General features: G+C 71.6%; 13 protein-coding genes. 7 read left to right on the forward strand and 6 right to left on the reverse strand.

The genetic code is table 11. The features are described from left to right. Positions 1-5: 5 nt before the first annotated feature. From DDJ31_RS02035 to DDJ31_RS02045, 3 genes are read right to left on the reverse strand one after another with little or no spacing between them, the layout of a single operon-like run. Positions 6-866, reverse strand: a complete 861-nt coding sequence (locus DDJ31_RS02035) for an ABC transporter permease (protein ID WP_127182026.1) — start codon at positions 864-866, stop codon at positions 6-8. Beyond that, positions 826-1,686: an ABC transporter ATP-binding protein gene (locus tag DDJ31_RS02040; RefSeq protein WP_127182025.1), complete on the reverse strand. Its 861-nt coding sequence runs from the start codon at positions 1,684-1,686 to the stop codon at positions 826-828. Before DDJ31_RS02040 ends, DDJ31_RS02035 begins: the two co-directional genes overlap by 41 nt. Next, complete coding sequence (locus DDJ31_RS02045; protein WP_127182024.1) at positions 1,683-2,135, reverse strand: MarR family winged helix-turn-helix transcriptional regulator; 453 nt, start codon at positions 2,133-2,135, stop codon at positions 1,683-1,685. Before DDJ31_RS02045 ends, DDJ31_RS02040 begins: the two co-directional genes overlap by 4 nt. Positions 2,136-2,570: 435 nt before the next feature. Here DDJ31_RS02045 and DDJ31_RS02050 point away from each other — a divergent pair, with 435 nt between their 5' ends. Both DDJ31_RS02050 and DDJ31_RS02055 read left to right on the forward strand, forming a co-directional pair. Further along, positions 2,571-3,386, forward strand: a complete 816-nt coding sequence (locus tag DDJ31_RS02050; protein ID WP_127182023.1) for a SigB/SigF/SigG family RNA polymerase sigma factor — start codon at positions 2,571-2,573, stop codon at positions 3,384-3,386. 103 nt (positions 3,387-3,489) lie between these two features. Beyond that, entirely contained in the window at positions 3,490-4,299 is an 810-nt protein-coding gene (locus DDJ31_RS02055; protein ID WP_127182022.1) for a VOC family protein, read from the forward strand. 9 nt (positions 4,300-4,308) lie between these two features. On the opposite strand, the gene glgX is transcribed toward DDJ31_RS02055, so the two are convergent. Continuing rightward, positions 4,309-6,462 carry a glycogen debranching protein GlgX gene (gene glgX / locus DDJ31_RS02060; RefSeq protein ID WP_240678315.1) on the reverse strand — a complete coding sequence of 718 codons (2,154 nt, stop codon included), beginning with the start codon at positions 6,460-6,462 and terminating at the stop codon, positions 4,309-4,311. Continuing rightward, positions 6,459-6,962, reverse strand: coding sequence for a pep a2 (locus DDJ31_RS02065; protein WP_127182020.1), 504 nt, complete (start codon positions 6,960-6,962; stop codon positions 6,459-6,461). The genes glgX and DDJ31_RS02065 overlap by 4 nt, the downstream gene beginning before the upstream one ends. Positions 6,963-7,272: 310 nt before the next feature. On the opposite strand from DDJ31_RS02065, the gene DDJ31_RS02070 reads away from it, so the two are divergent. Genes DDJ31_RS02070 through glgB form a run of 5 tightly spaced genes read left to right on the forward strand, consistent with a single transcriptional unit; the run spans position 7,273 to position 14,967 of the window. Beyond that, positions 7,273-7,602 carry a DUF5133 domain-containing protein gene (locus DDJ31_RS02070; RefSeq protein ID WP_127182019.1) on the forward strand — a complete coding sequence of 110 codons (330 nt, stop codon included), beginning with the start codon at positions 7,273-7,275 and terminating at the stop codon, positions 7,600-7,602. Between the two features lie 53 nt (positions 7,603-7,655). Next, positions 7,656-9,620, forward strand: coding sequence for an alpha-1,4-glucan--maltose-1-phosphate maltosyltransferase (locus DDJ31_RS02075; protein WP_127182018.1), 1,965 nt, complete (start codon positions 7,656-7,658; stop codon positions 9,618-9,620). 40 nt (positions 9,621-9,660) lie between these two features. After that, positions 9,661-11,379, forward strand: a complete 1,719-nt coding sequence (gene treS / locus DDJ31_RS02080) for a maltose alpha-D-glucosyltransferase (RefSeq protein ID WP_127182017.1) — start codon at positions 9,661-9,663, stop codon at positions 11,377-11,379. 22 nt (positions 11,380-11,401) lie between these two features. Continuing rightward, positions 11,402-12,721, forward strand: a complete 1,320-nt coding sequence (locus tag DDJ31_RS02085; protein ID WP_127182016.1) for a maltokinase N-terminal cap-like domain-containing protein — start codon at positions 11,402-11,404, stop codon at positions 12,719-12,721. A 5-nt stretch (positions 12,722-12,726) separates the two neighbouring features. Continuing rightward, positions 12,727-14,967, forward strand: coding sequence for a 1,4-alpha-glucan branching enzyme (gene glgB / locus DDJ31_RS02090; protein WP_127182015.1), 2,241 nt, complete (start codon positions 12,727-12,729; stop codon positions 14,965-14,967). Here glgB and DDJ31_RS02095 read toward each other — a convergent pair. Further along, positions 14,953-15,837: an ion transporter gene (locus DDJ31_RS02095; protein ID WP_127182014.1), complete on the reverse strand. Its 885-nt coding sequence runs from the start codon at positions 15,835-15,837 to the stop codon at positions 14,953-14,955. The genes glgB and DDJ31_RS02095 overlap by 15 nt on opposite strands. Positions 15,838-15,968 lie beyond the last annotated feature (131 nt).

A 15,968-nucleotide genomic window follows, 5' to 3' on the forward strand; every position in this document is an offset into this window, starting at 1 on the left:
CATGATCAGCGGGCCAGTCGGCCCAGCAGCGAGGAGGCGGCGGTGATGCCGACCGCGGCCGCCACCAGCAGGACGCCGTAGTCGAGCAGGAGGTGCGAGGGGGTGCCGAGGAGCAGGCCGCGCAACGCGTCCACCTGGTAGGTGAGCGGGTTGACCTTGCTGATGGCCTGGATCCAGCCCGGCATCACCGACACCGGGTACAGGGCGTTCGAGGCGAAGAACAGCGGCATGGTGATGGCCTGTCCGAAGCCCATCAGCCGGTCGCGGCTCAGGACGATCCCGGCGATGGTCATCGACAGGCAGGAGAAGAAGGCCGATCCGAGGATCACGATCGCGGCGACGCCGAGCAGCCGCAGCGGGTTCCAGGTGAGCGCCACGCCGAGGAGCGCCGCGATGATGATCACGACGACGGCCTGGATCAGCGACTTCACGCCGGCCGCGAACGCCTTGCCGGTGATGAGCGCGGAGCGTGGGGTCGGGGTCACGAGGAGCTTGTTGAGGATGCCGGCGTCGCGCTCCCAGATGATCTGGATGCCGTAGAAGATGGCGATGAACATCGCGGACTGGGCGATGATGCCGGGCGCCAGGTAGTCGATGTAGGGGATGCCGCCGGTGGGGATCGCCTTGATGTGGGTGAACGTCTGACCGAAGATCAGCAGCCAGAGGGCGGGCTGCACCGCGCGGGTGTACAGCTCGGTGCGGTCGTGGCTGAGTTTCTGCAGCTCGACCGCGCACATCGCCACCACCCTCGCGGGCAGCAGCCGCCAGCCGGCGCGTGGCTCGGGCGGGCGGACGAGCAGGCCGATGCCGTTCGCGCGGGCGCGCTCAGCCGACGCGGCGCGCGGTGCGGCGGGTGCTTCGGACATCGCGGAAATCTCCTGACTTGTCGTCGAGGCCGCTGCCGGCGATGTCCCGGAAGACGTCCTCCAGGGTGGGCAGCGGAGCCGTGGCGGGCGCCCCCTCCGCGCGCCGCCGTTCGCCGAGCCCCGCACGCAGCTCGTCCGGGGTGCCGAGGGCGCGGATGCGGCCGCGGTGCATGAGCCCGACCCGGTCGCAGTACTGGTCGGCCTCGTCCATGTAGTGGGTGGTGACCAGGACGGTCATGCCGGTGACCTCGCGCACGACGTTGATGTGGTCCCAGACGTCGGTGCGGGCGATCGGGTCGAGGCCGATGGTCGGCTCGTCGAGGATCAGCAGCCGGGGCGCGCTGACCAGGGCCTGGGCGAGTTCGAGGCGGCGGACCATGCCGCCCGAGTAGGTGCTCGCGAGGCGGTCGGCGGCGTCGGTGAGACCGACGGCGGTCAGGGCCTGCGCGACACGTTCGGCGCGCTCCTTGCGGGCCACGTCGTAGACGCGGGCGAACAGGGAGACGTTCTGCCGGCCGCTGAGCCCGGCGTCGGCGGAGAGCTGCTGCGGGACGTAGCCGAGCAGTCTGCGCACCGCCATGCGGTCGTGCGCGGCGTCGTTGCCGAAGACCCTGACCATGCCGGCGGGGACCGGGAGCAGGGTGGTGATGCAGCGGATGGCGGTGGTCTTGCCCGCGCCGTTGGGGCCGAGCAGTCCGAAGACCTCGCCCTCCCCCACCGACAGGTCGAGTCCGTCCACCGCGCGGGTGTCGCCGAAGGCGTACACCAGGCCGGTGCAGCTGACCGCCGCGTCCGGGCCGTCGGGGCTCTGCCGGGTCATCGCTCCTCCGTCTCCTCGCGCAGTCGGTCGGCCAGGTTGCGCAGGGCCGGGATCGCCGCGCGCAACGCGTCCCGGTCCGCCTCGTCGAGGCGGGACACGGTGCCGCGCACCAGTTCGGTGCGGCGCCTGCGCCACTCGTCGAGGCGGGCCTCGGCGGCCTGGGTCGGCAGCAGTCGGGCCGCCCGCCGGTCGGCGGGGTCCCTCTCGCGGCTCAGATAGCCCTGCCCCGACAACTGGTTGACGAGTGTCGACACCGAGTTGCTCGCGAGGTGCAGGTCCTTGGCGGCGTCCGAGATGCCGATGCCGGGCTGCGCCACGACGAGCCGCAGCAGCTCGATCTCGGCGCCGCGCAGCTGCGGCGCCACCTGGGGCCGCAGCCGGCGGCGGAGGAGCCGTTGGACGCCCACGAGGGCGTCGATCAGCTCGTCGGGGAAGGTTTCTGGTTCCACGTTCCTCAGATTACCTCTTTAGCAGAGGTAACGAACCCAAGAGACGGTCAAGCCGGTCGCGGAGGTCATGGCGGCGGGAGCCGCCCGGAGAGGGTCGGCGACTGCCGAATTCTCCGCGCGCTCCCCGGGATTCCCGGAAACTTCCCGGAATTGCACGGGACGGCAACGGGATCGCATGGGATTACATGGGATTCCATCCGCCCATCATCACCCGGCGGAATTCGGGCCACCATTCATGACCGTCCGGTCGCAGCGCGTCACCGCATTTCCCTGAATTGTTTCGCGGGCGACCTGGGAGTAATTTGGAATTCAGTGCTTCGGACCGGAGGCACGTCCGTGGGAGCCGCCGTGCCGGGCTCCGGGCGTGGCCCTCAGGTCCGCGCGTTCGTCTCCCGCGGTGTCCCCACCCGGCACCGGCCTAGGGAGGTGCGCTCCATGCGTACCACCGGCAGAGCGAACCCTCATCCCCACGACGACTCCCCCGACACCGCCGCCGCCTTCGAGCGGCTGGTGACGCTGCCCGAGGGGCCCGCGCGCAGAGCGCTGCGGGACGAACTGGTCGGCGCCTGGCTGCCCATGGCCGAACGGATCGCGCGCCGCTTCCGGGGCCGGGGCGAGTCCTACGAGGACCTCTGCCAGGTCGCCGCGCTCGGCCTCGTCAAGGCCGTCGACGGCTACGACCCGGTCCGCGGCCACGCCTTCGAGTCGTACGCGGTACCGACCGTCACCGGCGAGATCAAACGGCACTTCCGCGACCACCTGTGGACGCTGCACGTGCCGCGCCGGGTGCAGGACCTGCGCAACCGGGTCCGCAAGGCGGCCAAGGAGCTGGCCCAGACGACCCCGGGCCGGCCGCCGACCGTCGCCGAGATCGCCGCGCGGGCGCAGCTCACGGAGAGCGAGGTGCGCACCGGCATGGAGGCGCTGGAGTGCTTCACCGCGCTGTCCCTGGACGCGGAGGTGCTCGGCACCGACGGCTACTGCCTGGGCGACGGCCTCGGCTCCCCCGACCCCGGCTACGACGTCGTGGTGGACCGCGTGACCGTCATGCCGTGTCTGAACCGGCTGCCCGAGCGCGAACAGACCATCCTCTACCTGCGGTTCTTCCACGGGATGACCCAGCAGGGCATCGCCGATCAGCTCGGCGTCTCGCAGATGCACGTGTCACGGCTGCTCAACCGCTGTTTCGCGGAGGTCCGCGAGGAGGTCCTCGCGGACGCGGACGCGGAGCTGCTGGCGGAGGCCGGTTGAGCACCGGCCCCACCGTCGCACTCGACGGGCCGCACGGCGCTTCCGGCCGGACACTGGGGGCAGACCGGTGGACACCGGCCGACCAGATCAGGACGGGACTGCCATGACCGACGACACGACCCGCCCCGCGTCCCGGACCGGGGCGCAGCCGCTCACCTCGCGCTCCGTCTTCGGATCCCCCTGCTGGGTCAGTCTGACCAGCCGGGATCTGGACGCCACCCAGGAGTTCTACTCGACGGTGCTCGGCTGGCGGTGGCAGCCCACCGGGCTCGGCGACCGCTTCCGGGTGGCCCTGGTGGAGGGCACACCGGTCGCCGGGATCGCGGCCGTCGCCGGCATGTGGCAGATGGCGGTGGCGTGGACGCCGTACTTCGCGGTGAACAGCGCCGACCAGTCGGTGGCGCGCGCCCAGGAGCGCGGCGGTACGGCGGCGGTCGGACCGCTCTCCTTCCCGCCCGGCCGGGCAGCGCTGCTCGCCGACCGGGACGGCGCGTCCTTCGGGATCTGGGAGGGCGAGCTGATCGGGAACTGGGAGACCTGGCGGCGCGCGGCCCCGGCCTTCATCCGGCTGCACACCCGGGACGCCTTCGCCGCCGCGATCTTCTACGGCGAGGTCCTGGAGTGGGCCTCGGACCGCCCCGGCTCCTGCGAGGTCCACTACGAGGGCGGCGAGGTGGTGCTGCGCAGCGGCGGCGACGTCGTCGCCCGGATCGAGTCGGGGGCGCTGGGCGCGGCCCCCGACCCGACCCTGCGGCCGCACTGGCAGGTGCACTTCGCCGTCACCGATGTGGCGGCGTGTGTGCGGGACGCCGAGCACGGCGGCGGCAGCGTCCTGTCCAAGGGCGACGACGAGGCGGTGCTGCGCGACCCCGACGGCGCCCAGTTCACGGTGACGCTGCGCGGCGAGCGCTGAGCCTCAACCTCACCCGGTGGCGGTGGCGGTTCGGGCCGGTCGGGTGAGCAGGACCAGGCTGCGGGCGTCGACGGTCAGCGCGCCGCCCGCCTTGTGCTCGGTCTCGTCGGGCGGCCCCTGCGGCTCGGCGGTGTCGAGGAGCGTCGTCCAGCGTTCGCCGTACGCGGCGCCGGGCAGGGTGAACTCGACCGGCTGCCAGTAGCTGTTGAGCAGGATCAGGAACGAGTCGTCGACGACGGGCCGGCCGCGCGGGTCGGGTTCGGCGATGGCGTCGCCGTTGAGGAAGACGCCGACGGAGTGCGCGTCGGGGCGTTCCCAGTCGTCCTCGGTCATCTCCCGGGCGTCCGGCGCCAGCCACACCAGGTCGGGCAGCGGCTGCCCGGGGTGGGTGGCGGTGTCGCCGCGGAAGTAGCGGCGCCTGCGCAGCACCGGGTGGGCGGCGCGCAGGCCGATCAGGTAGCGGGTGAAGTCGGTGAGGGCGCGGTGCCCGTCCGCTGCCCGCCAGTCGATCCAGGAGACCTCGTTGTCCTGGCAGTAGGCGTTGTTGTTGCCGCCCTGGGTGCGGCCCAGTTCGTCGCCGTGGCAGAGCATCGGGATGCCCTGGGAGAGCAGCAGGGTGGCGAGCAGGTTGCGCTGCTGGCGCTCGCGCAGGGCGAGGACGGCCGGGTCGTCGGTCGGGCCCTCGGCGCCGCAGTTCCAGGAGCGGTTGTCGCGCTCGCCGTCCCGGTTGTCCTCGCCGTTGGCCTCGTTGTGCTTCTCGTCGTAGGAGACGAGGTCGCGCAGGGTGAAACCGTCGTGCGCGGTCACGAAGTTGACGCTGGCGCGCGGTCGGCGCCTGCCGTGCTGGTAGAGGTCGGAGGAGCCGGTGAGGCGGGAGGCGAACTCGCCGAGGGTGTGCTCGGTGCAGCGCCAGAAGTCCCGCACGGTGTCCCGGTACTTGCCGTTCCACTCGGACCACAGGGGCGGGAAGTTGCCGACCTGGTAGCCGCCTTCGCCGAGGTCCCAGGGTTCCGCGATGAGCTTGACGCGGCTGATCACCGGGTCCTGCTGGATCAGGTCGAAGAACGCCGACAGCCGGTCGACCTCGTGGAACTGCCGGGCGAGGGTGGCCGCGAGGTCGAAGCGGAAGCCGTCGACGTGCATCTCGGTGACCCAGTAGCGCAGCGAGTCCATGATCAGCTGGAGGACGGAGGGGTGCCGCATGAGCAGGCTGTTGCCGGTGCCCGTGGTGTCGTAGTAGTGGCGCCGGTCGCCGTCCACGAGCCGGTAGTAGGAGGCGTTGTCGATGCCGCGGAAGGACAGGGTGGGCCCGAACTCGCTGCCTTCGGCGGTGTGGTTGTAGACGACGTCGAGGATCACTTCGAGTCCGGCCGCGTGCAGCGCCTTCACCATCGACTTGAACTCGGCGACCTGCTGGCCCCGACTGCCTTCGGCGGCATAGGAGTTGTGCGGGGCGAAGAAGCCGATGGTGTTGTAGCCCCAGTAGTTGGCGAGGCCCTGGTCGCGCAGGACGCCGTCCTGGGCGAACTGGTGGACCGGCATCAGCTCGACGGCGGTCACGCCGAGGGAGGTGAGGTGTCCGGTGACGGCGGGGTGGGCGAGTCCCGCGTAGGTGCCGCGCAGCGCCTCGGGCACCTCGGGGTGGGTGCGGGTGAGGCCGCGCACATGGGCCTCGTAGATGACCGTCTCGGCGTACGGCCTGCGGGGCGGGCGGTCGTCGCCCCAGTCGAAGGACGGGTCGGTGACGACGCCGAGCAGGGTGTGTCCCGCGCTGTCGGCGGGGGACGGGCCGCCCGGGGTGCGCTCGAACAGGGAGGCGTGGTTGTCGATCTGCCCCTCGACCGCCCGCGCGTACGGGTCGAGCAGCAGCTTCGCCGGGTTGCAGCGGTGGCCGAGGTGCGGCTGCCAGGGCCCGTGCACCCGGTATCCGTAGCGCTGCCCGGGGCCGACGCCGGGCAGCCGGCAGTGCCAGACGAACCCGTCGGACTCGGTGACCTGGACGCGTTCCTCGGTGCCGTCGTCGTCGACGAGGATCAGGTCGACGGCGTCGGCGACCTCGCTGAACAGCGCGAAGTTGGTGCCCTGACCGTCGAAGGAGGCGCCCAGCGGGTAGGGGTGTCCCGCCCAGACGGGCGCCGCCCCGGTGCGTCGGGACGCGGTCACCCGGTCTGCTCCAGCGTCGGGCCGGTCCGTTCGGGCAGGGTCATCACCGTCGCCGTGCGCGGGAGTCGGCATCCGGTGCGCAGGGCGGGTCCCGGCACGTTCGGTACCCGGGGCATCCGTTCGCCCGCCCTGGCCCGTCGCGAGAACCAGATGACCTTGCCGCCGGTGGCGGTGGCGCAGCAGCCCCAGCCGTCGCTGGTGGCGGCGATCTGCTCCAGGCAGGCGCGCAGTTCCGGGTCGGGGCGCAGTTCGCGGCTGTCGTCGCCGACGGCGGTGATCAGGTGCTGGCCGTTCCACCACATCTCGATGGAGAGCTTCTTGTCGGCGGCGTGCTCGTCGACGGCTCCGAGCAGCAGTCCGGCGCCGTGGCAGACGGGCTCGACCAGGGTCTCCAGGTCCCACAGGCGCAAGTACGCGGCCAGGATCCGGCCGACCTGTCCGACCCGCTCCGGGCCGACCTCCACGTCGAGGTGGTAGTAGCAGGGCACTGCTGTCTTCATCGTCGTTGGCTCCTCGTCGACGAGGCTCCCGCCGCCGGCCGTCCCCGCGGGACGGGCCGTGAACGCGCAGCGTGAGCACCGATACATCCTGAGTAGTTCCCAGCGTGCGAGTGCTAGTCCATTCGTGCAACACGAGCGGACGGCGGCAGCCCGGCCGACAAGATGGTTGAAGTTCTAACAAGACGCTGGGTCGCGGCGCGTGCACCATGTGTGAAGACCTCGACGCCCGTGACGGAGCCGTGCCCGTCCACGCGCGTCCATCGCCCGACGTCGTCAGACGCACCATCGAGCCCCGGAAGGTGATCGGCGCATGCTGCTCCCCGCCCCAGCCGAAGTCGCCCGCCACCTGCGGCGCTACCGGGCCTGGGAACGCCTGATGCTGGCCTCCCCGACCGATCCCGCGGTGCGTTCCGCCTTCGAGGACGCGGGCTACTCGCTCTGCGTCCTGATGGGCGAACGGTGCGCCCGCGAGGCCGCGGACGCAGCCGAACGGTATCGGCACGGCAGCGCAGGCAAGGGCGCGCCCCCGCGCGCCGAACGGACCGGCCTCCCCCGTACGGCCCTCTCCACCCGGCACGGATCGCCCACCGCGCCGGGGCACGCCCCCGCGGGCGCCCCGTCCGGGCCCACGCAGCAGTGAAGACCTCGTCCCGGCCGGTGTCCGGGCCCGACCACGGCGGAGGCCACACCCCCATGAACGCGCACGCGGTCCGGCCCATCGGCCGCATCCCGGTCCGGGACGTCCGTCCGGCCGTCGAACACGGCAGGCGGCCGGCGAAGGCGGTCGTGGGAGAGACCTTCGAGGTCACCGCGACGGTGTTCCGCGAGGGGCACGACGCGGTGGCCGCCGACGTCGTCCTCACCGACCCGCTCGGCCGTCCGGGGCCCCGGACGCCGATGCGGGAGTTGGCGCCGGGCACCGACCGCTGGGGCGCCGAGGTCACCCCGGGCCGCACCGGCCGCTGGACGTACCACGTGGAGGCGTGGAGCGATCCGCTCGCCACCTGGCACCACCACGCCGGGATCAAGATCCCGGCCGGCATCGACGTCGGGCTCGTCCTGGAGGAGGGCGCCGATCTGCACGAGCGGGCCGCCGACGGGGTGCCCGCCGACGCCGGACGCTCCCTGGTGCTGGCCGCGGCGGAGATCCTGCGCGACGACCGGCTGCCGGTGCGCACCCGGTGGGCAGCGGCGGGCTCCGCCCAGGTGACGGCGGTGCTGTGCCGGCATCCGCTGCGGGACCTGCTCACCGTCGGCGAGCCGCTGCCGCTGCTCGTGGAGCGTGAACGGGCCCTGTACGGCGCCTGGTACGAGTTCTTCCCGCGCTCGGAGGGCACGCCCGAGGAGCCGCACGGCACGTTCAGGACGGCCGCCCGGCGCCTCCCGGAGATCGCCAGGATGGGGTTCGACGTCCTCTATCTGCCGCCGATCCACCCGATCGGCACGACGTTTCGCAAGGGCCGCAACAACACGTTGTCCGCCGGCCCCGACGACGTCGGCGTGCCGTGGGCGATCGGTTCGCCCGAGGGCGGCCACGACGCGGTGCACCCGCGCCTGGGCACGACGGAGGACTTCGCCTGGTTCGTGGGGCGGGCCCGTGACCTCGGCCTCGAAGTCGCCCTGGACTTCGCCCTCCAGTGCTCCCCCGACCACCCGTGGGTCGACAAGCACCCGGAGTGGTTTAACCACCGGGCCGACGGGAGCATCGCGTACGCGGAGAACCCGCCGAAGAAGTACCAGGACATCTACCCCGTCGCCTTCGACGCCGACCTCGAAGGACTCGTCGCGGAGACGGTACGGGTGCTGCGGCTGTGGATGGGCCACGGGGTGCGGATCTTCCGCGTCGACAACCCGCACACCAAACCCGTGGTGTTCTGGGAGCGGGTCATCGGCGAGATCAACCGCGCCGACCCCGACGTCGTCTTCCTCGCCGAGGCGTTCACCCGCCCGGCGATGATGCGCACCCTCGGCGAGATCGGCTTCCAGCAGTCGTACACCTACTTCACCTGGCGCACCACCAAGCCCGAACTCACCGACTACCTCACCGAACTATCCGGGGAGAGCGCCGCGTCGATGCGGCCCAACCTCTTCGTCAACACCCCCGACATCCTGCACGCCTTCCTCCAGCACGGCGGCAGGCCCGCCTTCGAGGTCCGCGCCGTCCTGGCCGCCACCCTCTCCCCCACCTGGGGCGTCTACAGCGGCTACGAACTCTGCGAGAACACCCCGCTGCGCGAGGGCAGCGAGGAGTACCTCGACTCCGAGAAGTACCAGCTCCGCCCCCGCGACTGGGAAGCCGCCGCCCGCGAGGGCCGCACCATCGCCCCCCTGATCACCCGGCTCAACGAGATCCGCCGCGGCCACCCGGCGCTGCGCCGGCTGCGCAATCTGCGCTTCCACCCGACCGACAACGACGCGGTCATCGCCTACAGCAAGACCACGGGCGACGACACGGTCCTCGTCGTCGCCAACCTCGACCCGCACCACACCCAGGAGGCCACGGTCTCGTTGGACATGCCGCAACTCGGCCTGGAGTGGGGCGCATTCACGTCGATGAGGGACGAACTCACGGGAGAGACCTACGACTGGGGCAGGAGCAACTACGTACGCCTGGAACCCGGGCGGTCCCCGGCCCATGTGCTGCACGTCCTTCGCTAGTTCCGCACCCACCCGCCACCGATCGGAGGGCCACGGCCTCATGACAGTCAACCAGCCCGTCCCGGACACCTTCGAGGACACCCCCGCCAAGGACCGGGACCCGGATTGGTTCAAACGCGCGGTCTTCTACGAGGTTCTCGTCCGGTCCTTCCAGGACAGCAACGGCGACGGCGTCGGCGACCTCAAGGGCCTCACCGCCAAGCTCGACTACCTCCAGTGGCTGGGCATCGACTGCATCTGGCTCCCGCCCTTCTTCAAGTCACCGCTGCGCGACGGCGGCTACGACGTCTCCGACTACACCGCCGTCCTCCCCGAGTTCGGCGACCTCGCCGACTTCGTCGAGTTCGTCGACGCCGCCCACCAGCGCGGCATGCGCGTCATCATCGACTTCGTCATGAACCACACCAGCGACCAGCACCCGTGGTTCCAGGAGTCCCGCAAGGACCCCCAAGGCCCCTACGGCGACTACTACATGTGGGCCGACGACGACAAGCAGTACCAGGACGCCCGGATCATCTTCGTCGACACCGAGGCGTCCAACTGGACCTTCGACCCGGTCCGCAAGCAGTACTTCTTCCACCGGTTCTTCTCCCACCAGCCGGACCTCAACTACGAGAACCCGCAGGTGCAGGAGGAGATCCTGGCCGCGCTGCGGTTCTGGCTCGACCTCGGCATCGACGGCTTCCGGCTCGACGCCGTGCCCTACCTCTACGCGGCCGAGGGCACCAACTGCGAGAACCTGCCCGCCAGTCACGCCTTCCTGCGCCGGGTCCGCCGTGAGATCGACCTGATGTACCCGGACACGGTGCTGCTCGCGGAGGCCAACCAGTGGCCCGAGGACGTCGTCGACTACTTCGGCGACTACCGCAGCGGCGGCGACGAGTGCCACATGGCGTTCCACTTCCCCGTCATGCCCCGCATCTTCATGGCCGTGCGCCGCGAGTCCCGCTACCCCGTCTCCGAGATCCTCGCCAAGACCCCCGCGATCCCCTCCGGCTGCCAGTGGGGCATCTTCCTGCGCAACCACGACGAACTCACCCTCGAGATGGTCACCGACGAGGAACGCGACTACATGTGGGCCGAGTACGCCAAGGACCCGCGGATGCGCGCCAACATCGGCATCCGCCGCCGCCTCGCCCCCCTCCTCGACAACGACCGCAACCAGATCGAACTCTTCACCGCCCTGCTCCTCTCCCTCCCCGGCTCACCGATCCTCTACTACGGCGACGAGATCGGCATGGGCGACAACATCTGGCTCGGCGACCGCGACGCCGTCCGCACCCCCATGCAGTGGACCCCCGACCGCAACGCGGGCTTCTCCTCCTGCGACCCCGGGCGGCTGTCCCTGCCGACCATCATGGATCCCGTACACGGGTACCAGGTCACCAACGTCGAGGCGTCGATGTCGTCGCCCTCGTCGCTGCTGCACTGGACCCGCCGGATGATCGAGATCCGCAAGCAGAACCACGCCTTCGGCCTCGGCACCTACACCGAACTGCCGTCGTCCAACCCGGCCGTTCTGGCGTTCCTGCGCGAGCACGAGGACGACCTCGTGCTGTGCGTCAACAACTTCTCCCGCTTCCCGCAGCCCACCGAACTCGATCTGCGCGCCTTCGACGGCCTCCACCCCGTCGAGCTGATCGGCGGGGTGCGCTTCCCGGCCATCGGCGAACTGCCGTACCTGCTGACCCTCGGCGGCCACGGCTTCTACTGGTTCCGGCTCACCCGGGTCCCCGCCCGGAACAGTCGCCGCCGTTGAGCCAGCGAAAGGACCCGTGACCATGCCGAAGACCGCAACCCTCCGCCCCCGCCGCACCGCCACGGCCGGGCCGCCGACCTCGCTGGCCGGGCTGCTGCGCGAGTGGCTGCCCCGGCAGCGCTGGTTCGCGGGCAAGGACCGGGCACCGACCGAGCCGAACCTGCTGTCGATGACCGAGCTGTTCCCCGGCTGCCTGCACGTCCTGGTCGAGGCCGGTGACTGCTACCAACTGCTGCTCACCACCCGGGAGCAGCCGGTGCCGCAGCTCGCGCACGCCCTCATCGGCAGGGCGGAGCAGGGGCCGCTGGCCGGGCTGACGGTCTACGACGCCCTCCACGACCCCCGCTCGGCCCGGTTCCTGCTGGAGCGGCTGCGCCACCCCGGCACCGCGGGACCGCTGCGCTTCGAGGCCGACCCCGCGGTGCGGGTGCCCGCCGGCCTCCAGCCTCGGCTGCTGGAGACGGAGCAGTCCAACTCCTCCCTGGTGTACGGCGATTCCTTCATCCTCAAGGTGTTCCGTCGTATCGAGCCCGGTGTGAACCCCGATCTGGAGGTGCCGGGCGCGCTGACCGCGCGGGGATGCGGGCGGGTGCCCGCGCCGGTGGCGTGGTTCCGCACCACGTACCCGATGGGCGCCACCCTCGGTGTGCTCCAGCCGTATCTGCCCGACGCCCGCGACGGCTGGGCGCTGGCGCTGCGGGCGCTCGCCTCGGAGGACGATTTCACCGACGCCTCCTGGGAGTTGGGCGAGGCGATGGCCGAGGTGCATCTCGCGCTCGCGTCGGCCTTCCCGTGCGGGGGTCACGACGACGGCGGGCGGACGGCCGCCGCGATGGCCGAGCGGCTGACCGCGGCCGCCCGCGTCGTCCCCGCGCTGCGGCCCCATGTCCGCGGTCTGCGCGCCGCGTTCGACGCGCTCACCGCCTGCGGCCCCGGGCCCGCCGTCCAGCGCGTGCACGGCGATCTGCATCTGGGGCAGGTGCTGCGGACCGGCGGGCAGTGGTTCGTCATCGACTTCGAGGGCGAGCCGTCCAGGCCGCTCGCGGAGCGGCGCGCGCCGCAGTCCCCGGTGCGGGACATCGCCGGCATGCTGCGCTCCTTCGACTACGCGGCCCGCCAGCGCAGGCCCTGGCGTCCTCAGTGGGCCCGCCGCTGCCGCGAGGCGTTCTGCGCGGGCTACGCCGAGCGGGCGGACTGGGACCCGCGTACCGAACACGCGCTGCTGCGCGCCCATGAGACCGACCGAGCCGTCTACGAGGTCCTCTATGAGGCCCGGCACCGCCCTGACTGGCTCCCCGTACCGATGGCGGCGATCGAGCGTCTCGCCGTAAGAGGAGGCTGACCCCCGTGGCCCTGCGTGACACCTCGCTCCCCGAGCCGTCCGGCCCGCTGACCCCGGTGGCCGGTCCGTGCGGGGCCGCGCCCGCCCTGGCGCCCGACGACCGGGACCGGCTGCTCGGCGGCCGTCACCACGATCCGCACGCGCTGCTCGGTGCCCACCAGGTGCCGGACGGGATCGTGTTCCGGGCGCTGCGTCCGTACGCCCGGACGGTGAGTGTCGTCGTGGACGGTCTGCGCCGGCCGCTGCTGCCGGAGGGCGACGGACTCTTCTCCGGGGTGCTGCCGCTCGCCGCGATCCCCGCGTACACGCTGCTGGTGACCTACGCGGACGGCGAGCACGAGACGCAGGACCCGTACCGGTTCCTGCCGGCGCTCGGCGAGGTCGATCTGCATCTGGTGCGCGAGGGCCGCCACGAGCAGCTGTGGAAGGCGCTCGGCGCCGAGCCGATCGTCCACCAGGGCGTGGCGGGCACCCGGTTCACGGTCTGGGCGCCGAACGCCCGGGGTGTGCGGGTCACCGGCGACTTCACCTGCTGGGACGGGACGGCGCTGCCCATGCGGTCGCTGGGCTCCGCCGGGGTGTGGGAGCTGTTCGTGCCGGGCATCGGGGAGGGCGCCCACTACAAGTTCGAGATCACCTCGCGCCACGGCGGCCGGTTCCTGAAGGCGGATCCGATGGCCCGCGCGACCGAGGTGCCGCCCGCCACGGCGTCCGTGGTGACGGCCGCGCACCACCAGTGGCGGGACCAGGAGTGGATGGCGCGGCGCGGCGCGGTCCCGGTGCACGAGGCGCCGTTGTCGGTGTACGAGGTCCATCTGCCGTCCTGGAAACCAGGGTTGACGTACCGTCAGCTCGCCGATGAGCTGCCCGCCTATGTCCGCGATCTCGGCTTCACGCACGTGGAGTTGATGCCGGTCGCCGAGCATCCGTTCGGCGGCTCGTGGGGCTACCAGGTCACCGGCTTCTACGCGCCGACCTCCCGGCTCGGCACCCCGGACGACTTCCGGTACCTCGTCGACGCGCTGCACCGGGCCGGTGTCGGGGTGATCCTCGACTGGGTGCCCGCCCACTTCCCCAAGGACGACTGGGCGCTGGCCAGGTTCGACGGGGAGCCGCTGTACGAGCCCGGGGACACCCGGCGGGCCGAGCATCCGGACTGGGGCACCCTGGAGTTCGACTTCGGGCGGACCGAGGTGCGCAACTTCCTGGTGGCGAACGCCGTGTACTGGTGCGAGGAGTTCCACATCGACGGGCTGCGGGTGGACGCCGTCGCCTCGATGCTCTACCTCGACTACTCGCGCGACTCCGGGCAGTGGACGCCCAATGTGCACGGCGGACGGGAGGACCTGGACGCCGTCGCCTTCCTCCAGGAGATGAACGCGACCGTGTACCGGCGGGCGCCCGGGGTGATGACGCTGGCGGAGGAGTCCACCGCCTGGGACGGGGTCACCCGGCCCACCGACAGCGGCGGCCTCGGCTTCGGCCTGAAGTGGAACATGGGGTGGATGCACGACTCCCTGGAGTACATGGCCCATGAGCCGGTGCACCGCAAGTACCACCACCACGAGATGACGTTCTCGATGATCTACGCCTACAGCGAGAACTACATCCTGCCGATCTCGCACGACGAGGTGGTGCACGGCAAGCGGTCGCTGGTCTCGAAGATGCCGGGCGACTGGTGGCAGCGGCGGGCCGACCTGCGCGCCTACCTCGCCCACATGTGGGCCCACCCGGGCAAGCAACTCCTCTTCATGGGGCAGGAGTTCGCGCAGGGCGCCGAATGGTCCGAGGCGCACGGCCCCGACTGGTGGCTGCTCGACCCGGCGTACGGCGCCGAGGCCGACCACCGGGGCGTGCGCGACCTGGTCCGCGACCTCAACACCCTCTACACCGCCACCCCGGCCCTCTGGCAGCGCGACACGGACCCGTCCGGCTTCCAGTGGATCACCGGCGACGCGGCGGACGACAACGTCTTCGCCTATCTGCGCCTGGACGCGGCGGGCGATCCGCTGCTGGCGGTCTGCCACCTCTCCCCCGTGGTCAGGCACGACTACCGCGTCGGCGTCCCGGACACCGTCGCCGGCTGGCGCGAGGTCCTGAACACCGACGCGGAGCGCTACGGCGGCAGCGGGGTGACGACCGGTTCCGGGACGCTCACCCCGCGGGCGCGGGGTGCCCACGGGCGCCCCGCGAGTCTCCGGCTCACCCTGCCGCCGCTGGCCACCGTCTGGCTACGGCCCGCCTAGCGCCCGCCCGCCCGAGTGCGCGGCGAGGTCGCGTTCCAGGGCGTCGAGGGCCAGGCGTGCCTCGGTGATGCGGTCCCGCAGCGGCTCCTCGGGGCCCCTCGCCGGGCGGAGTTCGTCGCGTTCCGACTCCCGGGCCTCGTCGAGGGAGGTGATGACCACCCCGATGAGGACGTTGACCAGCACGAACGAGGCGAGCAGCACATAGGAGGCGTAGTAGAGGATGCTCCAGCGGGAGACCTCGAGGCCCGCGTGGACGGCGTCCCCGATGCCGTCCAGGGTCATGAGGAGGAAGAGGGTCAGCACCGCCCGGCCGATGGACCCGTAGTGCTGGGGGTCGGCGCGGCCGAAGAAGACCCAGCCGACCATCGCGTACACGTACAGCAGCAGCGCGCCCACCAGCAGGAAGCTGAGGGTGCCGGGGAGGCTGCGGACCACCGCGGCCAGCACGATGCGCAGTTGGGGCAGGAAGCGGGCGGTGCGCAGCACCCGGGCCAGCCGCAGCAGCCGCAGGATCGTGGTGTTCTCGCGCACCACGGGCAGGAAGGCGCAGAGCACCACGGCGAGGTCGAAGAGGTTCCAGGGGTCCTTCCAGAAGTCGCGCGGGCGGTCGGCGTGCGCCCCGAGCCGGATCAGGATCTCGACGGTGAACCCCGCCAGGCAGGTGTGTTCGGCCAGGCGCAACGGCCGGTGCCACTGCGCGGCGAGCCCGGAGTAGGTCTCCAGGCCCAGCAGCGCCGCGTTGAGGAGGATCACGACCAGGACCGTCACCGCGAACCAGCGGGCGTCGGTGCGGGCGCGGCACCACTGTGCCAGGTCGTGACGGGTCGACCGTAACTGAATCTCGGTCAACGGGACTTGCTGCTCCGGCATGTCGGGTGATCGCCTTCCACGAAAAATTTCTACAGCACTGTAGATGCCGGGAGGGAGGGTCGGTCGCGCGGCCCGGCATCTGAACCGGGCCCCGGGCCAATTGTCGGATCACGACACCGACCGGTCCCGCC

Source organism: Streptomyces griseoviridis (assembly GCF_005222485.1).
Taxonomy (GTDB): Bacteria; Actinomycetota; Actinomycetes; order Streptomycetales; family Streptomycetaceae; genus Streptomyces; species Streptomyces hintoniae.